The 24,859-nt window shown below is 55.6% G+C and carries 24 protein-coding genes and 1 tRNA gene; 6 read left to right on the top strand and 19 right to left on the bottom strand.

Translation table 11 applies throughout. The features are described 5' to 3' along the window. The first annotated feature begins 126 nt into the window (after window positions 1-126). Window positions 127-1,353 (top strand): MFS transporter, encoded by a 1,227-nt coding sequence (locus tag RMR21_RS04520; RefSeq protein ID WP_498669521.1) that lies wholly within the window; start codon window positions 127-129, stop codon window positions 1,351-1,353. A gap of 4 nt (window positions 1,354-1,357) precedes the next feature. On the opposite strand, the gene recO is transcribed toward RMR21_RS04520, so the two are convergent. From recO to rpoZ, 11 genes are all read right to left on the bottom strand, one after another. Continuing rightward, entirely contained in the window at window positions 1,358-2,095 is a 738-nt protein-coding gene (gene recO, locus RMR21_RS04515; RefSeq protein ID WP_498669520.1) for a DNA repair protein RecO, read from the bottom strand. Window positions 2,096-2,163: 68 nt separating this feature from the next. Beyond that, the gene (locus tag RMR21_RS04510; protein ID WP_498669519.1) at window positions 2,164-2,520 is read right to left on the bottom strand and encodes a response regulator; all 357 of its coding nucleotides are present in this window, start codon (window positions 2,518-2,520) and stop codon (window positions 2,164-2,166) included. Between the two features lie 150 nt (window positions 2,521-2,670). After that, the gene (locus RMR21_RS04505; protein ID WP_498669518.1) at window positions 2,671-3,423 is read right to left on the bottom strand and encodes a Crp/Fnr family transcriptional regulator; all 753 of its coding nucleotides are present in this window, start codon (window positions 3,421-3,423) and stop codon (window positions 2,671-2,673) included. Between the two features lie 78 nt (window positions 3,424-3,501). Continuing rightward, entirely contained in the window at window positions 3,502-4,449 is a 948-nt protein-coding gene (gene era / locus RMR21_RS04500; RefSeq protein ID WP_498669517.1) for a GTPase Era, read from the bottom strand. Window positions 4,450-4,460: 11 nt separating this feature from the next. Beyond that, entirely contained in the window at window positions 4,461-5,180 is a 720-nt protein-coding gene (gene rnc, locus RMR21_RS04495; RefSeq protein ID WP_498669516.1) for a ribonuclease III, read from the bottom strand. Further along, on the bottom strand, window positions 5,177-5,923 hold the full coding sequence (gene lepB / locus RMR21_RS04490; protein WP_498669515.1) for a signal peptidase I: 747 nt from the start codon (window positions 5,921-5,923) through the stop codon (window positions 5,177-5,179). Before lepB ends, rnc begins: the two co-directional genes overlap by 4 nt. Window positions 5,924-6,044: 121 nt before the next feature. Further along, window positions 6,045-6,449 carry a holo-ACP synthase gene (gene acpS, locus RMR21_RS04485; protein WP_498669514.1) on the bottom strand — a complete coding sequence of 135 codons (405 nt, stop codon included), beginning with the start codon at window positions 6,447-6,449 and terminating at the stop codon, window positions 6,045-6,047. Beyond that, window positions 6,446-7,045, bottom strand: a complete 600-nt coding sequence (locus RMR21_RS04480; protein ID WP_498669513.1) for a DUF2062 domain-containing protein — start codon at window positions 7,043-7,045, stop codon at window positions 6,446-6,448. The genes acpS and RMR21_RS04480 overlap by 4 nt, the downstream gene beginning before the upstream one ends. Window positions 7,046-7,169: 124 nt before the next feature. Next, complete coding sequence (locus RMR21_RS04475; protein WP_174152532.1) at window positions 7,170-7,316, bottom strand: DUF3563 domain-containing protein; 147 nt, start codon at window positions 7,314-7,316, stop codon at window positions 7,170-7,172. 190 nt (window positions 7,317-7,506) lie between these two features. Then, window positions 7,507-9,741, bottom strand: coding sequence for a RelA/SpoT family protein (locus RMR21_RS04470; RefSeq protein ID WP_498669512.1), 2,235 nt, complete (start codon window positions 9,739-9,741; stop codon window positions 7,507-7,509). A 133-nt stretch (window positions 9,742-9,874) separates the two neighbouring features. Then, complete coding sequence (gene rpoZ, locus RMR21_RS04465) at window positions 9,875-10,270, bottom strand: DNA-directed RNA polymerase subunit omega (protein WP_045231783.1); 396 nt, start codon at window positions 10,268-10,270, stop codon at window positions 9,875-9,877. A gap of 273 nt (window positions 10,271-10,543) precedes the next feature. On the opposite strand from rpoZ, the gene RMR21_RS04460 reads away from it, so the two are divergent. The 3 genes from RMR21_RS04460 (at window position 10,544) to RMR21_RS04450 (ending at window position 13,450) form a co-directional block, all read left to right on the top strand. Further along, window positions 10,544-11,116, top strand: a complete 573-nt coding sequence (locus RMR21_RS04460) for a LabA-like NYN domain-containing protein (protein WP_498669511.1) — start codon at window positions 10,544-10,546, stop codon at window positions 11,114-11,116. Between the two features lie 38 nt (window positions 11,117-11,154). Next, window positions 11,155-11,352, top strand: a complete 198-nt coding sequence (locus tag RMR21_RS04455; RefSeq protein WP_498669510.1) for a hypothetical protein — start codon at window positions 11,155-11,157, stop codon at window positions 11,350-11,352. A 61-nt stretch (window positions 11,353-11,413) separates the two neighbouring features. Beyond that, window positions 11,414-13,450 (top strand): HWE histidine kinase domain-containing protein, encoded by a 2,037-nt coding sequence (locus RMR21_RS04450; protein WP_498669509.1) that lies wholly within the window; start codon window positions 11,414-11,416, stop codon window positions 13,448-13,450. Window positions 13,451-13,477: 27 nt separating this feature from the next. On the opposite strand, the gene smpB is transcribed toward RMR21_RS04450, so the two are convergent. After that, window positions 13,478-13,960 (bottom strand): SsrA-binding protein SmpB, encoded by a 483-nt coding sequence (gene smpB, locus RMR21_RS04445; protein ID WP_174152528.1) that lies wholly within the window; start codon window positions 13,958-13,960, stop codon window positions 13,478-13,480. A gap of 108 nt (window positions 13,961-14,068) precedes the next feature. After that, the gene (gene dapA / locus RMR21_RS04440) at window positions 14,069-14,953 is read right to left on the bottom strand and encodes a 4-hydroxy-tetrahydrodipicolinate synthase (RefSeq protein WP_498669508.1); all 885 of its coding nucleotides are present in this window, start codon (window positions 14,951-14,953) and stop codon (window positions 14,069-14,071) included. A gap of 384 nt (window positions 14,954-15,337) precedes the next feature. Between dapA and RMR21_RS04435 the strand changes: the two genes are divergently transcribed. Continuing rightward, window positions 15,338-17,410 (top strand): transglycosylase SLT domain-containing protein, encoded by a 2,073-nt coding sequence (locus RMR21_RS04435; RefSeq protein ID WP_498669507.1) that lies wholly within the window; start codon window positions 15,338-15,340, stop codon window positions 17,408-17,410. Window positions 17,411-17,557: 147 nt separating this feature from the next. Here the strand turns inward: RMR21_RS04435 and RMR21_RS04430 are convergent, their stop codons facing one another. From RMR21_RS04430 to RMR21_RS04420, 3 genes are all read right to left on the bottom strand, one after another. Beyond that, window positions 17,558-18,673 carry a porin gene (locus tag RMR21_RS04430; RefSeq protein ID WP_498669506.1) on the bottom strand — a complete coding sequence of 372 codons (1,116 nt, stop codon included), beginning with the start codon at window positions 18,671-18,673 and terminating at the stop codon, window positions 17,558-17,560. Window positions 18,674-19,082: 409 nt separating this feature from the next. Continuing rightward, window positions 19,083-20,183 carry a porin gene (locus tag RMR21_RS04425; protein ID WP_498669505.1) on the bottom strand — a complete coding sequence of 367 codons (1,101 nt, stop codon included), beginning with the start codon at window positions 20,181-20,183 and terminating at the stop codon, window positions 19,083-19,085. 283 nt (window positions 20,184-20,466) lie between these two features. After that, window positions 20,467-21,582, bottom strand: coding sequence for a porin (locus RMR21_RS04420; RefSeq protein ID WP_498669504.1), 1,116 nt, complete (start codon window positions 21,580-21,582; stop codon window positions 20,467-20,469). A gap of 590 nt (window positions 21,583-22,172) precedes the next feature. On the opposite strand from RMR21_RS04420, the gene RMR21_RS04415 reads away from it, so the two are divergent. Next, a tRNA-Ser gene (locus RMR21_RS04415) sits at window positions 22,173-22,263 on the top strand. A gap of 187 nt (window positions 22,264-22,450) precedes the next feature. On the opposite strand, the gene RMR21_RS04410 is transcribed toward RMR21_RS04415, so the two are convergent. Genes RMR21_RS04410 through RMR21_RS04400 form a run of 3 tightly spaced genes read right to left on the bottom strand, consistent with a single transcriptional unit; the run spans window position 22,451 to window position 24,790 of the window. Then, window positions 22,451-23,344 (bottom strand): hypothetical protein, encoded by an 894-nt coding sequence (locus tag RMR21_RS04410; RefSeq protein ID WP_498669503.1) that lies wholly within the window; start codon window positions 23,342-23,344, stop codon window positions 22,451-22,453. Window positions 23,345-23,396: 52 nt separating this feature from the next. Then, window positions 23,397-23,879, bottom strand: coding sequence for a hypothetical protein (locus RMR21_RS04405; protein WP_498669502.1), 483 nt, complete (start codon window positions 23,877-23,879; stop codon window positions 23,397-23,399). Beyond that, window positions 23,879-24,790 carry a hypothetical protein gene (locus RMR21_RS04400; RefSeq protein WP_498669501.1) on the bottom strand — a complete coding sequence of 304 codons (912 nt, stop codon included), beginning with the start codon at window positions 24,788-24,790 and terminating at the stop codon, window positions 23,879-23,881. The genes RMR21_RS04405 and RMR21_RS04400 overlap by 1 nt, the downstream gene beginning before the upstream one ends. Between the last annotated feature and the right edge of the window lie 69 nt (window positions 24,791-24,859).

The following is a 24,859-nucleotide window of genomic DNA, read 5'->3' as shown; positions in this document are numbered from 1 at the left end:
CGCGTTCGAGGGGTACATCCACATCTCGCCCCACAAACATCAGCTGCACTGATGCACCAGTCAAGAAAAGTCGTTGGCGAAGGGAAGGCGCCGGCGTTAATGTGTCGAAATCGCCGGGGAAAAATCATGCCAACCACTATGCGCTCGCCTATCGCCAATCCCATGCCGTGGCTCATCATCACAGCTGGCTCGCTGATTGCGGTTTTGACCTTCGGGCCACGTTCGGCCATGGGTTTCTTCCAACTTCCGATGCTGGCCGATACGGGTTGGGACCGGTCTACCTTCGGTTTTGCAATGGCGCTGCAAAACCTGTTCTGGGGACTTGGGCAGCCGTTTTTCGGTGCGCTGGCTGACAAATACGGGACTGGCCGGGTGCTGGTACTCTCCGGTTTGATCTATGCTGCGGGCCTTGTCTGCATGTCGATCGGCACGTCACCCTTGTGGCTGCATCTCGGTGGCGGTGTTCTCGTCGGGCTTGGTATTGCAGCAGGCTCGTTCAGCGTTATCCTGTCTGCCTTTGCCCGTCACGTCACGCCGGAACAGCGCAGCATGGCGTTTGGCATCGGCACCGCCGCAGGCTCGGCGGGCATGTTCGTCTTTGCGCCGATCAGTCAGGGATTGATTACCGCCTATGGATGGTCCGACAGTCTCGTCTGGTTGGGCGCCATGATGCTGATCGTGCCGCTTCTGGCATGGCCGCTGCGCGGCAACTCCTCGTCCGGTACGCAGTCCCAGGCGCAGTTTCAGCAGACGGCGAGCCAGGCTTTGAAAGAGGCGCTCGGTCACAAGAGCTATCTGCTTCTCGCCACCGGTTTTCTCGTCTGCGGGTTTCAGGTGGCTTTCATCACCGCTCATTTTCCCGCTTATCTCGGAGACATCGGCATCGCGCCGCGTTACGCCGTCATTGCCATGGCGTTGATCGGCTTTTTCAATATCGCCGGTTCTCTCGCCGCAGGCTATATCGCCCAGCGATATTCCAAACCCTATCTCCTTGCCTACATCTATATCGGCCGCTCGATTGCCGTCACGGCGTTCCTGTTGCTGCCGCAATCACCCACGTCGGTCATCATTTTTGCTGCCGTCATGGGAATTCTCTGGCTGTCCACGGTGCCGCCGACGAATGGCCTTATCGCTATCATGTTCGGCACGCGCCATCTCGGCATGCTGGGTGGCGTGGTGTTCCTGTCGCACCAGATCGGCTCTTTCCTTGGCGTATGGCTGGGCGGCTTTCTTTACGACAAGCTGGGTTCCTACGATCTGGTCTGGTGGCTGGGCGTTGTCATGGGTCTGTTTGCGGCTGTCGTGCATTGGCCGATAGAAGAGCGGGCCGTCATCCGGCCTGCAGTCGCGTAAGTTATCAGCCCGCTTTGTCCAAAGCCTTCAAAGCCGCCTGCACGAAACCGTCGCGGGTGGCATTTTCGTTGAGGCCTCGCGGCTCGTAGACGTGCCTGTGCAGGAAATGTCCGGTCAAGCGGAAAGCCGCTGCGAGGCTTTCGCTATTTGCCGCCTTCGAGTTTTGCTTGCTCAGGAATTCAGGCAACGCCAGCATGCGCGTGGCATAGGGCGCACCGGCGCCTCGCGATACCGCCCTGCCCGTCTTCGGAGAAACATAGATCAGGTCGTTACGAAGACCAGTCGCTGCGCATTCTTCGAGATCGAGCCCGAAACCGAGATCGTTGAGCACGGCCAACTCGAATCGGACGAACAGTTCTCCCGCGTCGGCGGGATCGGAGAGATTATCGAGGATCACATCCAACGCTTCGAACAGATGTGGATGCGGATCCCGTTCCGGTAACAGACGCAGCAGAGCCGCCATAGCCTGGACGCCGTACACAGCGGTCGCTGTTTCCATCAATTGCGCAGCGCGCAATTGCAGCGGTTCGATCCGGTATTCACCCAGATGATCATGCAGCCGCGCGCGCCAGATGACGTCAACGCGGTTCCCAGGCTGAAGAACCGGCTGCATGCTGCGGGAGCGGCCCGAACGGACGAGGCCCAGATGCCGGCCCCGGGTGCGCGTCATAAGCTCGGCGACGACGCTGGTCTCCCCGTGGCGCTTTACACCCAGAATAATCGCGTCGTCCTGCCACTGCATGGATGGTTTGCTCGATCCGCCGGTACAAAGCGCCGTTATAGCCTATCCGGCGCAAAAGCGCTTGGGTTTCACACGCTCATGATGCGTGTGACGAATGTTTTCAGCTCGACCTCACCAAACGGCTTATCGAGAAGGTGGGAATCGGCAAAGTCAGGCGGGAAGCCGCTGGTATCGCCGTAGCCGCTGACGAAGCCGAAGGGAATCGAGTGCTCTCTCAAGTGGCGAGCCAGTTCGTAGCTCATACCATCCGAAAGGCTGACATCCAGAAGGACACAGTCAGGCCGAGCCTGCAGAAGCGACTCCTTGGCCTGATACAAAGTCGTAGCAATATCAATGGTGTTAACGCCCATGGCCTGAAGAGACGTTTCAACGTCCATGGCAACCAGATATTCGTCCTCTACGATGAGAACCCGTTGAGGCAACATTTTTTATCTTTCTCCGGCTGCAAACAATAACACAGCATCAAAAAAATCCGTGAACATTCACAGAACCAATTCCTATGACATCGCAGATCGCCTCTGCCGCGTCATTTAAAAAAGACATATCAAATTGGCCTGAGATTACATCAGGAATTTCTAAATGAACGGTCTGGCATTGCGCGAATCGGCTTCCCAACCGGCGGTTTGCGCCAAACCCGCGTCATCCAGCACGATGCAACCCTTGTCCGTCCAGCGAATCAATTCGCGATCTGCAAGCTTGCGCAACGTCTTGTTGGTGTGAACGATAGACAATCCCAACGTATCGGCCACGTGCTGCTGCGTCACCGGAATAGGCCCGTTCTTTTCCAGAAGCCCGACCCTGACCGCCTTATTGTAAAGGAATGCCAGAAGATAAGCGGCTCGTTCCAACGCAGTGCGTCGTCCGATGCTGAGAAGGTGGTTGTCGAGCATGCGCTCTTCACTGGCGGCAATCCAGGTAATGTCATAGGCAAGCGACGGGTGATCTGAAAACAGGCTATCCAATCGGCCGCGTTCGAAAACGCAAAGGGTGATGGGAGACAGCGCCTCGACGGAGTGCTGCATCTCGCCCATCACCGTCCCCTGCAAGCCAACGAGATCTCCGGGCATCAGATAGTTGAGGATCTGGCGGCGACCGTCTTCCAGCGTTTTGTAGCGAAAGCCCCAGCCTTGCAGAATCGTATAGAGATGCGCGCTGTGAGAGCCTTCCATCAGCACGATCGCGCCCGGCTCCACGGAAAGCTCACCCGTTTTGAAGCGGGACACGAAATCCAGTTCGGGGGCAGAGAAATCTCGAAAATATTTGAGGCCACGCAAGGGACATTGCTCGCAAGGCGTGGTCGACATTCCGTTTGGCTTCCTGGGCGACATGATGATCCATAAACAACAGAAACGATAAGGCTTTCAGAGCATTCACTCGGCAACCGTTATCGGTACCGTCGCAGATCATCAGTGCCTTGGAAACTCCAGACCCATTTCACGGAACCGCTCCGGGTCGTCGCCCCAGTTCTCGCGCACCTTCACAAACAGGAAGAGATGCACCGTCTGTTCGAGAATTGCCGACAGTTCCTTGCGCGAGGATGACGAGATGGCCTTGATGGCATCACCGTTTTTGCCGAGAGCGATCTTCTTCTGGCTGTCACGCTCGACATAGATGACCTGCTCGATACGAACCGAGCCATCCTTACGCTCTTCCCACTTTTCCGTCTCCACGTGCGACGCATAAGGGAGCTCCTGATGCAGGCGCAGAAACAGCTTTTCGCGGGTTATTTCGGCAGCGAGCTGGCGCATCGGCAAATCCGAAATCTGGTCTTCAGGGTAATACCATGGACCCTGCGGCAGCTCATCCGACAGGTAATTCATCAGATCGTCGCAACCGGAACCATTGGTGGCGGAAATCATGAAGGTGCGGTCGAAATTGACGATCTCGTTTGCGGCAGACGCCAGCTTCAGCAAATCCTCACGCTGAACCTGGTCGATCTTGTTCAGGCAGAGAATCTTGGTCTGCTTCACATCCTTCAGACCTTCGAGAATCGTCTGTGCGTCGCCTTTGAGGCCACGCTCGCTGTCGATCAACAGAAGAATGATATCGGCGTCCTTGGCGCCACCCCATGCGGAGGTGACCATAGCGCGGTCCAGCCTGCGACGCGGTTTGAAGATGCCGGGCGTGTCCATGAAGACGATCTGCGCGTTGTTGTGAATCGCGATACCGCGCATCACGGCACGCGTTGTCTGCACCTTGTGGCTGACGATCGAAACCTTGGCGCCCACGAGGTGGTTGACCAGCGTCGATTTGCCCGCGTTTGTCGGGCCGATCAACGCGACAAAGCCGGAATGAGTCGGTCTGGTCTCAACTGTTTCTTCTGACGGCGTTGCGTCAATCTCATGTTCGGTCATGGGGTATCCAATCAATTTGCGGCAGAGGATTTCTGCCAAACGCCTTCGCGTTCCAATAATTTCGTCGCGGCCACCTGTTCGGCGGCCCGCTTGGAGCGATCAACGCCCGTTTCCGGCGCAACGCCGGGCACTTCCACCGTCACCGTGAAGCTTGGATCGTGGTCCGGTCCGGTGCGGTCGTCAATCCTGTAATGCGGGGTCGTCGCAAATTTCGCGTGCGCCCACTCCTGCAGTTCGGTCTTGGCATCCCGGCGTCCGGCATCTACGCGGGTTGCGCGCTCGTTCCAGTATTTCAGAATGAAGCTGCGGCCTGCTTCCAGCCCACCATCGATGTAGATGGCTGCAATCAGGCTTTCCACCACATCGGCGCGCACGTTCAACATCGCCTTGCCAGTCAGTTTCTTGACGTCGGCACCGGTGCGAATGAACAGATGCAGGCCCATTTCATCGGCAATGGCGGCGCAGGATTCGGCACTGACCAGCTGGTTCAGACGCACTGACAGCTCACCCTCGGTCGCTGTGCGAAAGGTTGTAAACAGCAATTCCGCGACGCAAAGCCCCAGCACGCGGTCACCCAGAAACTCCAGGCGTTCATAATTACCGGTTTTTCCAGCACTGGCGCTTGCATGGGTCAAGGCCCGGTCGAGCCGGGCCTTTTCCTTGAATTCATATCCTATCAGGGCTTCCAGCCGGCCGATTTCGTCTGCCGAAAGCGACTTCACCTTGCTCATCGAACAACCTTGAGCAGGCGGTCCCAACGCATGTTGGCGGGCCAATCCCAGACGCGGCTGAACGGTGTGTCGTTGCCGAGCGAGAAGAAGATGACGCTGGCGCGACCAATGAGGTTTTCAGCCGGAACGAAACCGACGTCAAAGCGGCTATCCAGCGAATTATCGCGGTTGTCGCCCATCATGAAATAATGGCCTTCGGGTACGATGAACTCGCGTGTGTTGTCACCACGGGAGTCCGGCGACTGGTCAAGCGTGTCGAAGGTGACACCGTTATCCAGCGTTTCGCGGAAGACAGGAACATTTGCGCCCGGATCGGCACGATAATCCGATGTAAAGACGCCATCCGGCTGCTTTGGAACGGGATTGCCGTTGATGAGAAGCACGCCGTTCGTCACCTGAATACGATCGCCCGGCAGGCCCACAAGGCGCTTGATGTAATCGACTTCGGGGTTGGGCGGCAGGCGGAACACGACGACGTCGCCACGCTTGGGCTCGCTGAACTGAAGGATACGGCCGGAGAAGAGATCGGGAGAAAACGGCAGCGAGTACTTCGAATAGCCATAGGAGAACTTGTTGACGAACAGGTAGTCACCCACCAGAAGCGTCGGCATCATGGACCCGGACGGAATGGTAAAAGGCTGGAAAAGCACCGTGCGGATGACCATTGCCAGGAGCAACGCCTGGACGATGACCTTGACGTTTTCCCATAGGGCGCTTTGCTTCTTTTCAGCTTGTTCGGACACTTAGAGACCTGCCTGCTCGTTCTTCGATTTCGACGGACTTCTCTAGAACCTTTCATGGGCAAAGGGAAGCGTTTCCATGGCCTGTAGCAGGTCTAAACGGGTCTGGCATCGGAATTTGCGGTTATTTGGTTACCGCGACGGCCTCGATGATCACAAACGCCTGAGCATAGGGAAACTCGTCGGTGATGGTGAGGTGGATGACGGCATCATGTCCGGCGGGCAAAAGCTTGGCGAGATGCTCTGCCGCGCCATTGGTCAGCTTCATCGTCGGCTTGCCGCTCGGCAGGTTGACGACACCCATGTCTCTCCAGAATACACCCTGTGCCAGCCCCGTTCCCAAAGCCTTGGAGCAGGCCTCCTTGGCAGCAAACCTTTTGGCGTAGGACGCTGCCCGGTTCTTGCGGCCATCGGACTTTTTCTGCTCGACATCCGTAAAACAGCGATGGGTGAAGCGATCGCCAAAACGCGTGATGGACGTCTCGATGCGCCTGATATCGATGAGGTCGCTGCCCATGCCGATGATCATTCGGTCGTTCCTGTTGCGAGATTGACATCGGATTTGCGCGCGGCGGCATCGGCGATGTGCTGCACAAGCATCTGATCCTTGCGCGTTCTAAAGCCGCGAATGACCATGTAGACGCTGACATAGGCAACCACAGCCGACAAAGCAGCGGGAATCAGCGCACCGACGGTCATCGGTTCCAGAACCGGTTGCCACAGCTGAAGAAAATTCATGTGACTGAAAATCTGCGAGAAATCAACGTGAGACGAGACGTTCTGGTCGCTGCGCCCGAGAAGCAGATGACCGAGCTCCCAGGTCGAGGCCCAGATCAGCGGGAATGTCAGGGGATTGGCGAACGTCGTTCCGAGCGCAGCTGCGACGAGGTTTGCCCTCAGCACGAAAGCGAGCGCCATTGCAATCAGGATGTGAATACCGAGAAATGGCGTCCATGCGACTGCCACGCCCACTGCCACACCCGCCGCCACGGAGTATGGGGACGCCGACAGCCGCACGAGCTTCAGCTTCAAATAACGAAGCGAACGGCGAAAACCCATGCGCGGCCACAGAAGGGCACGCAGTCTTTCGAGATGGCCAGCAGGTTTACGGCGACGAAACGGCATTTGGCGAACCTATTGCATCGTCTCGATCACGCCAAGTGCGAAACCGCGGCTTGCGTCCAAAGAGCGCATTTTCGAATGCGCCCGAACAGACCTTATACCGGCATGGCCGGTATGCATTTTTGCATTAACGGCGGAACATGCCGCGGTCGACTTCGCGCTGGCGGAATTCGAGGTCGATACGCGATACGGAGTCGCTCAAGTAATCGAATTCACGTTCCTGAACAGACTTACCACGAACGGCGCGGGCTAGCTTGCGAATTGGTCCAAACATCTTCGTTTCCTTTTTGAGATAGAGCGGCCCTGCAACTGCATATACTGTCCGGCGGGCCGTATGCTTGCTCTTGATTTCTGATGTGAAGATAGTTCGGAAAACGCTTAATGACTACAGACAGGACAAGGCCGCTGCTATGCGCTATACGCATAACGGCGGCCTCCGTGATGATAAATACAGCAATATTGCCTTAATCGAAGGCACGTTTGACGGTGGAAACACAATCCAGGTCTTTCAGCTGCGAAAGCAACTGGCTCAACTGGCGCAAATCCCAGACCTCTATGTCTATGGCCAATTCGGAGAAGTCAGTGCCGATGCGCACCATGTTCAACCCGCGAATGTTCACATCAACCGTCGCGATGGATTGCGCAACGGATGCCAGCGTCCCCGGCTCATTGAGCGCGTTGATCATGATGCGCGCCATGAACCGCGACTTATTGGCTTCATCCAGATCCCAGCGCACGTCGATCCAGCGCTCCGGCTCGTCATCGAAGTGCTGCAACGCCGGCGACTGGATCGGGTAGATGGTGATACCCTTGCCTTTTTCCATGATACCGACAATGCGGTCTCCCGGAACGGCACCCGCCGCACCGAAATGCACTTCGACATTGTCCGACAATCCGCGAATGGGTAGCGGGTCCGGACCATCGATCACCTCGGCGGCGCCATCGTCCTCCAGCACAGAGCGGGACTTGCCCGGTATCTTGAAGATCATGCCAGAGGCGCTGCGCATATTGAACCAGCCATCGTCGCCGGTCATCTTCACGGTGACGCGTTCGTCCTGATAATCGGGATAGACGGCACGCAGCACATCAAGTGACGAGACTTCGCCACGGCCGACGGCTGCAATCGCGTCTTCCACATCTTTCTGCGCCAAGCGGTGGAGCACGGGCTTCAGCCCTTCGCGCGAAAACGGCTTCCCGGCACGCTCGAAGGTACGCTCCAGTATACGGTAGCCCAGACCGGCATATTGCTTGCGAATGGCCATGCGAGTGGCGCGACGAATGGCGGAGCGCGCCTTCCCGGTGACGACCACCTCTTCCCATGCGGCAGGGGGAACCTGCACGCCGGACCTAATGATCTCGACTTCATCGCCATTGTTCAGACGCGTCACCAGCGGCATGATCCGGCCGTTGATCTTGGCACCAACGGTGGTGTCCCCGATATTGGTGTGGACAGCATAGGCAAAATCGATCGGTGTCGCACCGCGTGGCAGCGCGATGAGCTTGCCCTTGGGCGTAAAGCAGAAGACCTGGTCCTGAAACAGTTCGAGCTTGGTATGCTCGAGAAACTCTTCCGGGCTGTCTCCCTCTGCCAAAGCCTCAATGGTGTGGCGCAGCCAGGAATAGGCATTGGATTCCGACGATAGCACGTCGCCATCGCGGATTTCGCCATCCTTGTAGAGCGAATGCGCCGCGATCCCGAATTCCGCGATCTCATGCATGCGCTTGGTGCGGATTTGCAACTCGATACGTTGACGAGACGGACCGACGATCGTGGTGTGGATGGAGCGATAGTCGTTCTGTTTCGGTGTCGAAATATAGTCCTTGAACCTGCCAGGCACCACGCGCCAGCGCGTGTGTACGATGCCCAGCGCGCGGTAGCATGCGGGCAGATCCTGCACGAGGATCCGGAAACCGTAGACGTCCGAGAGTTGCTCGAAGGAAAGCGACTTCGACTGCATCTTGCGGAACACGGAATGCGGCTTCTTCTGGCGTCCCTTGACGTAAGCGCCTTCGACACCATTGGCGACAAGCAACTCGCGCAACTCGTCTTCGATCTTCTTGACGAGGCCCTGATTCTGTTCTTCCAGACCGAGAAGACGCTTCGTAACTGTCTCGAAGGCTTCCGGGTTCAGGTAGCGGAACGAGAGGTCTTCCAACTCGTCGCGCATGTCCTGCATGCCCATGCGCCCGGCCAGCGGTGCATAGATTTCCATCGTTTCTTCGGAAATGCGGCTGCGCTTGTCCTCCGGCATATGCTCCATGGTGCGCATATTGTGGAGGCGGTCAGCCAGCTTGACCAGGAGAACACGGACATCATCGGAAATTGCCAGCAGAAGCTTGCGCAGGTTTTCGGCCTGTTTGGCCTTTTTGGTAACAAGATCGAGCTTCTTGAGCTTGGTCAGCCCTTCGACCAGACGGCCAATGTCTTCACCGAAAAGATCGTCGATTTCAGCACGCGTGGCACTGGTGTCTTCGATGGTGTCATGCAGCAACGCGACAGCGATGGTCGACTCATCGAGATGCATCTCGGTGAGGATGGCTGCCACTTCCAGCGGATGCGAGATGTAGGGATCGCCGTTGGCGCGTTTTTGCTGGCCATGTTTTTGCATGGCATAGACATAGGCCTTGTTTAGCAAGGCCTCATTTGCGTCAGGCTTGTATTTTTGAACTCGCTCGACGAGTTCGTACTGTCGCATCATGTATAGGATGCCCCGAAAAAGAAAGCGCGCCAATCGTTAGACCGGCGCACACTGTTGCATAATCTACGTTCAGATTATGACGACAAAGCTTTACAGAGCGTAACCGGAGACTTTTCCGGCACACATCCACACATCAATAATCGTCGTTCTTTTCAGGCGGCACAAGACCTTCGATACCGGCCAGAAGATCTTCTTCCGTCATCTGGTCGAAGTTGACCGTCTCTGGCGCGTCGTCGTCTTCTGCATCGCTTGAGGAACCGGCCGCAGCGATCGAAACTGGATCGGGCTCTGGCTCGTCCACTTCCACATGCTTCTGCAGCGAATGGATGAGGTCTTCCTTCAGGTCGTCAGGCGACAATGTTTCATCGGCGATTTCGCGCAGCGCAACAACAGGGTTCTTGTCGTTGTCGCGGTCGATGGTGATCTGCGACCCTTGCGAAATCTGGCGCGCACGATGGCTGGCCAGAAGGACGAGTTCGAAGCGGTTGTCTACTTTATCGATGCAATCTTCTACGGTGACACGGGCCATTGCCTGTCCTTTGCGGTCTTAATGTCGCGGATTACCCGTCCCGATACAGGCATTGAGTACAGATTTCAAGTTTTTCCTGAAAACCACCCTGAAAAGCACATCCAGCCGATTTCAGTCAATTGCGCAAAAATCACACTTAATTCATATAGGGGACTGGACGTATGATCCACGAGCCTTATATGAATCAATAATAATGTACTGCATTAGCGTTTGTTCGGTAAGCAATTATTGTGAGAGTTATCGGCGGCCCGTTGCCAGGAAGGATTTGATTTTATGTTCGACCCACGCGAAAAAATCGCGCTTTTTATTGATGGGGCCAATCTTTACGCTGCGTCCAAGAGCCTTGGATTTGATATTGATTATCGCAAGCTTCTGAAAGCCTTCCAGAAAAGAGGCTATTTGCTGCGCGCGTATTATTACACCGCGCTTATCGAGGACCAGGAATACTCTTCCATTCGCCCCCTGATCGATTGGCTGGATTATAACGGCTACAAGGTCGTGACGAAGCCCGCGAAGGAATTTACCGACGCGATGGGTCGCCGCAAGATCAAAGGCAATATGGATATCGAGCTTGCCGTCGATGCCATGGAACAGTCTGAAACGGTGGATCATCTCGTGCTGTTTTCCGGCGACGGGGATTTCACCACGCTGGTGGAAGCGCTTCAACGTCGTGGTCGCAAGGTCTCCGTCATCTCGACCATGTCGACACAGCCACCGATGATTGCCGACGATTTGCGTCGCCAGGCCGATCACTTCATTGATTTGCTGTCCCTGAAGGCGGAAATCGGTCGCGATCCGAGCGAACGGACACATCGAGTTGTAGAAGTGACCGAATCAGCCGACTAGGTTTCAGAAAAATTCAGTTTCGGGCGTGGGCATTCGAAATGATGCCCGCGCTTTTTGTTTGTGCGGATCGTGGTCGTTCCGTTTCACCACCGCTGGATGAAGTGTTCCATATCATGCTCAATGGCGGTCTATCTTCTCCGCAGTTTGCCAATCCATCATCTCTCAATAACATTCGAAAACATTTTGATTTTTCATCTTTTTATGATGGTAATGGGCACTACTCTTGTATCAAATGAGCGACATGTCCGGCTGCTTTTCTGCCGGCACGGCAACGTGATCAGCAGATAAAAAAGGTCCATGGAAGCTATTACGTCTGAAGAACAGCGTCGCTTGGCAGCGCTTGAGAGCTACAACGTCCTCGACACACCGCGTGAACAGGACTTTGACGACATTGCAGAACTGGCCGCGGCTCTGTGCGATACCCCCATCGCTGTCGTCAATCTCATTGGCGATGGTCGTCAGTTTTTCAAAGCCGAAGTCGGCATGGGTGTTCGGGAAACACCTGTCGATACGTCGTTTTGCGCCAAAGCAATCCTTGAACAGGATTTTCTTGTCGTGCCCGATGCGACCAAGGACGCGCGTTTCAACTGCAATCCCCTTGTGACGGATGCACCCCATATTCGCTTTTACGCCGGCGCCCTGCTGAAATCCGACGACGAATTACCAATCGGAACCGTGTGCGTTCTGGGCTATGAGGCCAAGGAATTGTCGTCCGCGCAAAAAAAAGGATTACAAGCGCTCGCGCGTCAGGTCATGTCGCTGCTGGAGTTGCGCCGCAATCTCCACGCCATGTCCTACGATCTGGCACTGGAGCGACGCCTTTCTGCAAAACGAAGACTGCGCGCCAGCAAGGCGGATGCCAAAGCCGAAGAACTGCTCGTCAATGACGCACGCTCAAAAGCAGCGCATGATGCGGGTCGGATCGGGATATTCGAAGTCGATATTGCCTCAAACGAGATGATCGTCTCGGAAGAGTTCTGTCGCATTTACGGGGTGCCTGTGCAACGCCAATATTCGGCGCCGGTTTTTCAGAACCTCATCATTGATGAGGACAAGAAAATTGAATCCGAAGCGGCAAGTCGGGGCGATAGCACCGCGCCGCTCAGCATTGAATACCGGATCAGGCGCGGCAACGACCAGCGGGTGCGCTGGGTGGCGCGTCGCGCGCAGTTCATCGAAGATGATGCTGGCAAGCCGGAAAAGATGATCGGTATCATTATCGATGTCACCGATTCCAAGCGCAAGGATTCCCGCATTGCCGCGCTTTTGACGCTGGGCGACCGTCTGCGTGTCGGCAAGACGGTCGAAGACATCTCCCGTATCGCCTCAGAAATTCTCTCAGAAGGCCTGGCTGTCAATCGCGCCGGGTATGCGACGGTCAAGAGCGGCACGGGCAGCTTGCTCGTAGAATACAATTGGGTGGCAAACAGCGTTCAGTCCATTGCCGGTCACCACAAGCTGAGCGACTTCACGGCGACGGTCGAACGGCTTGAGCTGGGCGACACGCTGGCCGTGCCGAACATCAACGCGGCAAACTGGCTGGACAATGACGCGGCATCCTATGCGGCCATCGGTGTGCGTTCCTTTGTGAATGTTCCCGTCATAGACAGGGGAAGCCTCGTCGGCGTTCTCTTTGCGCATGACTCCAAGCCGCGTTTCTGGAGCAAGCTGGAGCTCGACTTCGCCTGGGGCGTTGCCGACAGAGCCTATGCCGCGATCGCCAGACTGAATGCGGAGTCCGAGCAGCAGATTCTCAATCAGGAACTCAGCCACCGCCTCAAGAATACATTGTCCATCGTCCAAGCGATTGCCGCGCAAACACTGCGCAACGTCACAGAGAAAGACGCCGTGGCGGCATTCAACGGGCGGCTTCACGCCCTCAGCTCAGCGCATGACGTCCTTTTACAGCAATCATGGTCCACGGCCCGGCTGCGCGATGTCATCCGCAAAGTCATGCATCTTCATGCAGGCCCTGAGAAAGTCCTGATTTCCGGACCCGAAGTGCCACTTGGCCCGAAGGCTGGCCTGTCTCTGTCTTTGCTCCTGCACGAGCTTGGAACAAACGCCGTCAAATATGGTTCGCTTTCCACCGATACAGGCGTGGTCGATATTAGCTGGGACGTTTCGCAGGAAGACGAAAAGCCCGTGCTGACGCTGATATGGGAAGAAAAGGGCGGCCCGCCTGCCCTTGAGCCGGCCCGCAGAGGTTTTGGCTCACGCCTCATCCGCATGGGCATCGCTGGAACCGGCGATGTGGACAAGCGTTTTACAAACAGCGGCTTGATCGCGACGTTTCGCGCACCCTTGTCATTGGTCATGGAACTTGGCGAGTAGTAAACCGTCTCTTCGGACGATGCCGTCCTAGCTGACACTGCCCTTCAGGATACGCGATTTCTGACGGTTCCAGTCACGCTCCTTCTCCGTCTCCCGCTTGTCGTGCAGCTTCTTGCCCTTTGCCAGGGCAAGCTCCAGCTTTGCGCGACCCTTGTCGTTGAAATAGATCTTCAACGGGACCAGCGTCATACCTTCACGATTGATGCCCACGCGCATGCGACCGATTTCCCGCTTGGACAAAAGCAGCTTGCGGCGGCGGCGTGGCTCGTGGTTGAAGCGGTTGGCCTGCAGGTATTCCGGCAGATGTGAGTTGATCAGCCAGATCTCATTGCCCTCATCGGACGCATAGGATTCGGCGATATTCGCCTTTCCCTCACGCAACGATTTGACCTCTGTGCCAGTCAGCACGATGCCTGCCTCGTATGTATCGAGGATTTCATAATTGAAGCGAGCCTTGCGGTTTTCCGCAACGATCTTGTTCACGACACGCTGACTGCCTTTGGGGGCCATTTTTCAATCCGTTTTCATTCACCCGCAAACTGTCTGCGGTTGCGCACTATGTAGGGACAAACACGCCGAAAGTGAAGATGCGCCATTGCGGGCGCACCTTTATGGACATCAGTTGATGAGACCGGCGTGTTTCAGCGCGGCATCGATCGCTGCTTGCGTTGCCGGTTCCAGCGTATCCATCAACGGGGAGCGCACCCTTCGGTTTCCGTTTCGCGTGCGCGACAGCGCGTATTTGGTCCCGCAGACACCAGGCTCGATAAAGATCGCCTTATGCAGCGGCATCAGCTTATCCTGATACTCCAGGGCCATCGCATAATTTCCAGCAAGGGTGGCGGCCTGAAACTCTGCGCACAGACGTGGTGCGACATTGGCTGCAACGGAGATGCAGCCGACGCCACCGTGGGCGTTGAAGCCAAGGGCGGTTGCGTCTTCACCCGACAGCTGGACAAAGTCCTTGCCGCAGGCGATACGCTGCTCGGACACACGATCGATCTTGCCGGTCGCATCTTTCACGCCGACGATATTCTTATGCGCCTTCACCAAAGCACCCATGGTTTCAGGAGACATATCGATTACGGAACGGGGCGGGATATTGTAGATGATGATCGGGAGCGTGACCGCCTCTGCGATAGCGGAAAAATGCGCAAACAGACCCTTTTGTGTCGGCTTGTTATAATAGGGCGTGACGACCAGCAGCGCATCCGCGCCCACTTCTTGGGCATGAAGCGCAAGTTCGATTGCTTCGCGGGTGTTGTTGGAACCGGCACCCGCTATGACGGGAACCCGTTTTGCCGCCGTTTCCACGCACAGTTCAACAACCCGTTTGTGCTCGTCATGGGATAGAGTTGGCGATTCCCCTGTCGTTCCCACGGGGACGAGGCCGCTGCTGCCTTCGGAAATCTGCCATTCTACATGGGCGGCAAACGCCGTTTCGTCCACGGCACCTTCAGCGGTGAACGGCGTGATGAGGGCGGGAATGGATCCCTTGAACATGCAAAACTCCTAGCGGCGAGCCAGTCCATGCTTCAGCCGCATTCCATGATTAAAACGGTGTCACATTAGTGTGGGGCAAAGCTACCGACAAGCTGTTAACAGCGCCTTTTGATGTGTTGAAAGCAAATAGTTTGGGCGAAAAGACGACCAGACGCACGCTACAGCCAAGATGAAGGCGAAAGCTTGTAAAGGCTCGACACTGACCTAAATTTGATCTGAAGCGATGGAGTTCAGTAAGGTTTCGTTAATGCTGAAAGCGGCTAATGGAAGACACGTTGTCCGCCCCGACACCGAGCCGGAAAATTCGGTTCGACGACACGCGCGGCGCCTGAACTTTAACTTTGCGTGGCCAAAATCAGCCACCCTGACATCGCGAGTAGGGGCATGAAGAAAACAGCTTTTGGTCTGTTGGCCGCCGGTCTTGCCGCAACGGTCTGGAGCGCATGGGCGGGTCCGTCACCCGATGGCATGGAACCCCTGCCCTACATGAAACCCAATACTCCCGCAGTTCCTGCCTTCCTGCCAGCCACCCCCGACGTGACCGGGTCAATCATCCGGCCCAACAGGCCGCTCGATGTGTCGGATCTGAAAGCCGGGCTTGACGCCTTGTCGAGCCGCGATGCCACGCGGGCGATGACCATCCGCAACGCTCTCCCCATGACCAGCCTGGACCGGCATATCCTGACATGGGCGATTGCGATTTCCGGACAAAGAGACGTGCCTTCGAGCGAGATCATCGCTGCCCAGAGCGTGCTGAAGGGTTGGCCGGGGATTACCACCCTTCGTGCCAATTCGGAACGCGCGATGCTGCGCGAAAACCCTGAGACTTCCGAGGTTATCGCCTATTTCGCAACGACCGCGCCGGAAACGCCAGAGGGGACATTGGCGCTCGCCAACGCCTTCGACGGCTCTGGCCATGCTGATCAGGCACAAACGCTCATTCGCCGTCTCTGGACAAGTGAAACCATGAACACGGGTCTTGAAGACCGTGTCATGGGCCAGTTTTCCGCGCTTCTTTCGGTTGCCGATCACAAGGCGCGAATGGACTACCTGATGTACCGCGACCGTGTAGACCAGGCAAAACGCTTTGGTGATCTGGGCAAGGTGCAACCGCTTTATACGGCCTGGTCGGCCGTTCTGCAAAGGTCGAAGACTGCGACTGTGGCGCTTAACGCGGTTCCGACCGCGCTTCGCCAAGACCCTGCCTACCTGTTCGCACGTATCGAAAATCTTCGCCTTCAACAAAAATACAAGGAGGCCGCTGCCCTCTTTGAGCAGGCGCCGAAGGACGCAGCCAAGCTAGGCGACCCTGGGGAGTGGTGGAACGAGCGGCGCATCGTTGCGCGCGGCGTCGCAGACCTCGGGGATTTCAAACAGGCGTACCGTATCGTCGCCAATCACAATGCGACATCACCGGTGGATATTGCCGATGCTGAATTTCATGCGGGTTGGTACGCATTGCGCGCGCTGCAAGATCCCGCGTCTGCGGCCAAACACTTCAACGCGCTTTTGCAGGCCTCCAACCGCCCGCTCTCGGCATCACGCGCCTATTATTGGCTTGGTCGCGCCGCTGAAGCTGGCGGACCGGGCGACGCGCGGGACTATTTCACCAAGGCATCGGCCAATCCGGGCACATTTTATGGCCAACTCGCGGCGGCCCGAATCGGCAAGACGACGATCAACGTCACCTACCCCTCCCCGACAGATAGCGACCGGCAGACCTTTGCCGATCGTGAAGCCGTGCGCGCCATCGAGCGCTTGGAGGCGGCGGGTTACAGCTGGCGCGCCGATAGTCTCTACCGGGCTCTGGCCGAACAGATGGACAGTCCGGGCGAATTGGCGATCCTTGCGACGCGCGCGGAAGCCAACAACAACCACCAGGTTTCGCTCCAGATCGGCAAGACAGCCTTCAGCCGCGGCATCGATGCGGCCGCCCTTGCCTACCCGATCGGCGTTATTCCGGGCAGCGCCAACATTTCCGGCTCCGGTAAAGCCTTGGCTTACGCCATCGCCAGACAGGAAAGCGCCTTCAATCCCGCAGCCGTCTCCCCTGCCAATGCACGCGGACTTCTGCAACTCCTACCGGGGACTGCGAAAGGCGTGGCCAGCCGCCATGGAATGGATTTCACACAGGCGAAGCTCACCACGGATGCCGGTTACAACGCCACACTCGGCGCACATTATCTGGGCGAGCAAATCGACAGCTTCGGCGGCTCCTACATTCTGACCTTCATTGCCTATAATGCAGGCCCAAAGCGTGTTCCCGAATGGATTGCCCGGTATGGTGACCCGCGCGGCAAGCCCATCGACGATGTGGTGGACTGGATCGAGCGTATCCCCTTCCCCGAAACCCGCAACTATGTTCAGCGGGTGATGGAGAACTATCAAGTCTACAAGACACGGCTGGGCCAGAAAGCAGATATCATCAGCGATCTGCGGAACGGCAGATCCGGTTAAACCTTCAAGCAAGATTAACAACGAATAAAGCGCCGGTCTGCCGGCGCTTTTTTTGTGTCCTGCGTGACCAGCTGCCACAAATCACAAAAACAAAAAACCCGGCTCGAAAGCCGGGTTTTCCTGAATGACTTGGAAAGTCAGATCAGATTAGAAGTCGCGCTGAAGGCGAACGAAGCCGGTGACCTGATCGTCTTGGTCGTCTTCGTCGTAGTAATTTGCAGTCACCTTCGTTGTCAGGCCGTCGGTGATTTTGTAATCAACCGTTACGCCAGCCGTCCAAGCATCGCGGCTCGACCAGTCGTCGCCACGAGTAACTGTGGATCCTGCTACGAATGCGCCGTTGGTGACAGTGCCGAGAACGACGTCGTCAGAAACGTTGGCAAGGTACTGAGCAGCTGGTGTGATTGTCAGCTTGTCGGTTGCCTTGATGGCGTATTCAGCAGCAACAGTCCACTCAGACAGTGCGTAGTAAGCGTTACCGCCGGATGCGTAAACGCCAGCCAGGCCGAGTGTGCCAGGACCGATGTCAGCAAACATCATAGCGCGGATAGCGCCTTCTTCCTGGTCTACGTCGTAAGAGCCGATGACCTGAAGAGTAGCTGCGCCGAACTTTGCGCCAACGCCAGCTGTGATACCAACGTTGTTGTCGGCTTCCTGGGAGTAGATGTCGATGCCTGGGAGACCAGATGGACCAACGCGACGAGCGAGCTGACCGTTCAGGCCTTCAAGTTCGTCAACCGAAACGCCAGCCCAGAAAGAGCCTGCATCGTAGGTGTAACGGATGGAGTTGAACAGGGTGTTGGAAGACAGAAGGTCTGTTTCGCCGTTCAGATCGTCGTCCCACCAGCTGTAGAACTTACCAACGCGCAGGCCACCGAGTTCGATGAATGCCTGACGAGCTTCAACACCGGAAGAAGCTGCGCTGCCGCCGTCTGCATCGGCGCGGAACTCGATGAAGCCACGCAGTGCGCCGAGTTCGGTGTCTGTGCGTGTGTCAACGTTGAACTGAGCGCGTGTGAAGGAATCCCAATCAGATGTGCCGGATTCGTCGCGACCGAAATCTGTCTGGAAACGAATGTAACCAGAGAACTTCAAGCAGGTTTCAGTGCCTGGAATGTAGAAGAAGCCTGTGCCGAAAGCGTCGCAAACGCGAACGTACTCAAGTGGCTCAGGTTCTGCAGCGACGATGGCGTCTGCTGCCTGTGCGCCGGATACTGCTGCGAGTGCTGCAGCGGAGCCGATCAGAAAGCTCTTAATGTTCATGGTGACCTCCAAGTCAATTCGGTAAAGCAGCGGGTGGGAATGTTGCTGCTCTTGAACTGGATTAAAACCATTCACGCAGAGTCGCGCAATCTTGATGCGAGTGATTTAGCACTTCAACCGCATCGTTGCCCTCATGCTGTTGCAAGTTCGACACAAATCAACCGCACGACGGTCAAAGTGTTAATCAGCTCTTAAGAGACCGCTGACGTATCTGGACGAAAAATGGGCGGGACTCACAGCTGCGACCGGTCGAAGTGGGCCGAGATCGTCGACTGATGGCAGTGATTCGCGGACCACTAGAATCAGTTCTCAGAAAATATTCTCACGATCTGAAGTGACTTGGTGGCGGACAAACGAAAAAACCCGGCTCGAAAGCCGGGTTTTCGCTCAAGAACAGACGTAGATCAGATCAGAATGAACGCTGAAGGCGAACGAGACCGTTGACCTGATCGTCACGATTGTCTTCGTCGTAATAGTTGACGGCAACCTTTGTAGAGAGACCCTGCGTGATCTGGTAATCGAAGGTCACACCAGCCTGCCAAGCGTCACGGTTGGAAAAGTCGTCGCCGCGGCGAATGGAACCACCGGAGATCGCCGTGCCGACGCCAACGCCATTTGCAGAAACGATGGCCGAGTCTGCCACGCTGCCGAAGTACTGGCCGCCAGGCGTGATCGTCAGCTTCTCGGTTGCCTTGATCGCGTATTCGGCTGCAACAGCCCATTCGGACTGGTTGTAGTAAGCGTTGCCGCCGGATGCCCAGACGCCAGCCAGGCCAAGTGTGCCAGGACCGATTTCGGCAGTGCCGATCAGACGAACAGCGCCTTCTTCCTGGTCGACATCATAGCCGCCGATCAGCTGAAGGCTCGCACCGCCGAGCTTTGTGCCGAGGCCAGCGGAAATACCGACGTTGTTGTCAGCTTCCTGCGTCACAGCATTGCCCTCAACACGGGCGATACCAGAATTCGTGCCTTCGAGCTCGTCAGCCGAAACGCCAGCCCAGAAGGAGCCTGCGTCGTATGTGTAACGAACGGAGTTGAAGAGTGCGTTCTGCGACAGAACGTCGGCTTCGCCAGAGAGACCATCGTCCCACCAGTTGTAGAACTTACCGACCTTCAGGCCGCCGAGCTCGATGAACGCCTGATCAACGAACACGGAAGACGAGCTTGCCAGGCCATTGTCGGCATTGCCACGAAAACCGATGAAGCCGCGCAGTGCGCCGAGTTCGGTGTCTGTGCGTGTGTCGACTTCGAACTGGGCGCGTGTGAACGAATCCCAATCGGACGTGCCGGACAGGTCACGGCCGAAATCGCGCTGGAAACGGATGTAACCACCAAACTTCAGGCAGGTTTCAGTGCCTGGAATGTAGAAGAAGCCTGTGCCGAAAGCGTCGCAAACGCGAACGTATTCAAGTGGCTCTGGCTCTGCTGCAACGATAGCGTCGGCAGCCTGGGCGCCAGATACTGCTGCGAGCGCTGCAGCGGAACCGATCAGAAGGCTCTTGATGTTCATTGTGTTTCCCGTCTCGAATTCGATATGGCAGCGTTCTTCCTGAATGCTGCGCTTGGACCTAATTAAAACGAAGCGGGGGATTCGCGCAAACACTGAACGGTTAATTTAGCCGATATGCATATCCTTGATGTCAGCATGTTGCCCGTTGGTCACAGGCCGCATCACCCAAAGACCTTGCGACGCATCAGAAGAAAGGCATTTTAATTGCTCTTCGTCCCGTCCACAAACGAAAAAACCCGGCTCGAAAGCCGGGTTTTCCATCACTAACCGAAGTTAGATCAGATTAGAAGTTACGCTGAAGACGAACGAAGCCAGAAACCTGGTCGTCACGGTTGTCTTCGTCGTTGTAGTTAACTGCAACCTTGGTGGTCAGGCCGTCTGTGATTTTGTAATCAACAGTTACGCCAGCTGTCCATGCGTCGCGGCTGGAGAAATCGTCGCCACGGCGAGCTGTGCCGGTCTGCGTGAATACGCCGAGCGGGCTAACTGTGCCGAGAGCAATCGTGTCAGACACGTTGCCGTAGTACTGGCCGCCTGGAGTGATTGTCAGCTTGTCGGTTGCCTTGATTGCGTATTCAGCTGCAACGGCCCACTCAGATTCAGAGTAGTAAGCGTTACCGCCGGATGCCCAAACGCCAGCCAGGCCGAGTGTGCCAGGACCGATTTCAGCAGTAGCGATCAGACGAACAGCGCCTTCTTCCTGGTCAACGTCATAGCCGCCGATCAGCTGAAGTGTTGCTGCACCGAGCTTCGCACCAACGCCAGCAGAGATACCAACGTTGTTGTCAGCTTCCTGAGACAATGGGAAAATGCCGCCGACTGAAGGACCAGTGACGTTAACGAGCTGCGAGTTCAAGCCTTCGAGTTCGTCAACCGAAACGCCAGCCCAGAAAGAGCCTGCGTCGTATGTGTAACGAATGGAGTTGAAGAGTGCGTTTGTGGACAGTTCGTCAGATTCGCCAGAGAGACCATCGTCCCACCAGTTGTAGAACTTACCGACCTTCAGGCCGCCGAGTTCGATGAACGCCTGGTCAACGAATACGGAAGAAGAAGTGGAAGCGCCGTTGTCAGCATTGCCACGGAAGCCGATGAAGCCGCGCAGTGCGCCGAGTTCGGTGTCTGTGCGTGTGTCAACTTCGAACTGGGCGCGTGTGAACGAATCCCAATCAGACGTACCCGAACGGTCACGGCCGAAGTCGGTCTGGAAACGAACGTAACCTGTGAACTTCAGGCAGGTTTCGGTGCCAGGAATGTAGAAGAAGCCTGTGCCGAAAGCGTCGCAAACGCGAACGTATTCAAGTGGCTCTGGCTCAGCAGCGACGATAGCGTCGGCAGCCTGTGCGCCAGATACTGCTGCGAGAGCGGCAGCGGAGCCGATCAAAAGGCTCTTAATGTTCATGTTGACCTCCAGTCAAGTTTCAAAAGGGTCTGGGTTCTTAAGCTGAAGGACAGCATTCCCTGCCCCATTCCCGTGTTCTCGAAAACGGACGATCCACCGCCTCGCTTCCGTTGCTGAAAATACGGAAGGTTGGCGCGCTTGCAATCGGCAAACGCTGATATGACGCTTTTCCCCACCCGCTTCATTTTAAGATGTTGCTGAAAAAACACATTACGGTCTGTGAAGATGGGTAAAAGTTTACAGAGTGTTAAAAAACGCCTTTCGAATCCGCCACTTACAGTCGTCCAGCGGTAACGGCCAGAGGCGGCTTCACCAAGCGCGCAGACTGTATAGAGATGCCTGGGCGCTCATACGGGCTCCACTCAACAACGCTTGGCACCACCCCGCGACCCGATCCATGACCGCAGCCGCACCGTCCAACGGCAGAATCGGCAGATTGGATTGGCCCTGCCCGACTCGCTGGAATCGACGTCTTCCAGCTTGTGCGCGCATCTCGCTGTCATAAACACCGTGCGGAAAGCGGTCTTTTTCACCTCTTTATAGAATAAGGCCTTGCATTCGATTTTTTTACGCAATAATCAGGCGGCACCGGAGAGGTGGCCGAGTGGTCGAAGGCGCTCCCCTGCTAAGGGAGTATACGTCAAAAGCGTATCGTGGGTTCGAATCCCATCCTCTCCGCCATTACCCCTTGATATTTCATCGTTTTTTGGCTTGCGGCACCCCGCACCCCACCCATTACCCCACCGCATCCTGTTTATTCGTATTCACAGTGTTTTACACACGCTCCTAGAATCGTGGCTGATTTTCGAATTGGTACTGTCAAATCATCAAAGGGGTTTATGAGCGGGTACAGCCCTTTCGGAGGGACTCAGGATTGTCCGGCACGTCGTCCAGAAGGCAAACCGGGCAATGCCGGTTTCCCTTGGAGCGTTCGTAGCGCTCCCTCTATGCTTATATTCTGGGCTTCTATTTCGAAACAGCCGCTTAGGTCACCTTCAACATCACGCGCTTTTACGTGGTCTAAAAACTGGCCTAGAGACCTTGGATCAACCACTTTCCCAACCATCTCTGGAGAAACAGATAATCCTTTGGCCGCCGTCATACTCAGCAGATTCATTCTAGTGATTGATTGTCGATGTTTCATCGGCAAATCTACGACGTCAAAAGCCAACGCCATGAGGTGTGGTCCGTCGAAAATAAAGCCAGTTGGGGTCTTGAGAATCGCTTTTGCTGGATTTTTTGCGACTCGAAGAACCTGTTGACGTGATCCTTCGTTCAGCAAACTAACCCGTGGCAGACCGACAGCCTTCATGAATCTGTCTGTCACGGCCATTGGCGGGGGAAGAAAAAACCTGTCTTGGCCATAGGTTTTGATTAGGTGACTCGACATCTCCCATGCACCTTGATCAAACACCTCATCAAAAAATCGCCTCGAAATCGCAATCGTAGAAGGTTTGGGATGGTGTAGCGTGGAAAATAGGGCTCGCCCATCTAGGCGACGGCGAAGTTCGTGCATTGCGCGAATCGCATAAGCGCCGAATTCTGGTCGGGCCAATAGACTGACATTTGCAGCCGAATCGTCAATCGTTACGATAGCATCTGCCATAGCCACGATCCTATGGTCCAACTTAGCAATTACGACACGCTCTGGTGTCCACTTTTTGAAATTAGCAAAACGCTCTCGCTGTATTTTTGGAGGCAGGCTGAGGACAAACTTTTTCGCAAGGTCATAATCATCGTGGATGAACTCGACTTGTTTCATATTGACACCTTAAAGAAGGCCTAACTTTTCGGCCTCTTGCCTTGGCTCGGAGTTAATCGCATTGGGAATTGCTTGATCGCGCCCGGCGGGCTTTAACTTCCTCACGCATTCGCTCTTTTTGCAAAGCCATCAAGCTGTAGGGCAGCGGCGCAGATAGCAAGATTCCAAACGCTGAAAAGAATGTCATCAGGTGGTAGATAAAATCGACGTTGGTCAGCTTAGCGTCTTTCACGATCATTGCGACGACGAGCAACAAAAGCGAAACTATGTAGACGAAAAACAAGTGCGAAAAATTTGCAATCTTGTTCTGCATAACTTCGGCATGGACGTAGGCTACCCTCCAATTGCCTGGCAGCAACATTGAAGGATCACCTACGATAGATATCACCGCTACCAGTACACCAGCCAAAATCGCGAAAACGTTTATCAACGCGTTCATTGCGTTGTCGCTGTCCTTCAGAAGGTTTCCTCCGAAGTAGGCGGCAGCAATTGAAACGATAAAAGCAAAAATTATGTAATAGCCGCGCGTCCCCATTATTCTTCCATGATGCCAGTAGCACGCCAGCCAGAGAGGGATTCTCGAAGGGCCGCAAATGCACTTTGATGGTCCAATGCTATCTCATCGCCTTCGATATTCACATCCCGTTTTATGACCAACTTGTCGCGTGTGATGACGGTGTCGTCCGTTGTGATGATCTTAAATTCGTCCGGGCCTTGCGTGACCTGAGTCGCCAGATCACCGAGAATTTGTGGCACAAGATAACTTGCGCTCCGACCATCATAGCCCAAATGCAGCTTAGCCTGGATATCGCTCGCGGCCTCAATCTCTTCTGGCGTACGGTCCTCGCCGAAAAGCCCTCGGACCGCATTCATGAACGCGTCACCGCGTTGCGCAAGATTGTTTCGAGGGTTTGCTGCAGCCATTTCCTCTGCTGCAACAAGGAAAGAAGTGACACCCAAGTCAATGGATTTTACCCCAACGCTTAGAAGCCGTTCTAACTCCCGCCGGTTTGAACGAGGCATGTAGACAAACTGCGTGTCGGCACCCTCGATTCCCTTAGAATTTAGGAACTGAGCTAGGAGGCGGGTGATTTGACCGTCATTGGTTTGGCCATTTGCGACGAATGCAAGATGGTTTCCCTCAAGGATCATATGTATCCCAGTTTTCAAAAACTCAGTTCCCGCTGGAGCATTAGCTCGACCGATGCGGGACCCACCGTTCTCGACGGTTCCCGTCGCGCCGCCCTCAGAGAATAAGGTGAAGTATAGACCTAATCCACGCCCTTGCGGGTCACGCATTGTAATTTGCGCGGTAACGTCGCCTTGATAGATGAATTTGGTATCGGATACATTTGGCGCGTTATCAAGCGCCCGCTTTATAAACTGCTCCACTGAGCGGCCTTCTAGCGGCCACATAGCGCGACGATAGTGTGAAACCTTTTGCATTACCCAACCCATGACTGACCCTACTAAACTAGGAAGATCATCGGCTGAGCAATTTTGCAACTTAGGTGG

Source organism: Agrobacterium sp. rho-8.1 (genome assembly GCF_033957725.1).
Taxonomy (GTDB): Bacteria; Pseudomonadota; Alphaproteobacteria; order Rhizobiales; family Rhizobiaceae; genus Agrobacterium.
This window is presented reverse-complemented; position numbering and strand designations above follow the sequence as displayed.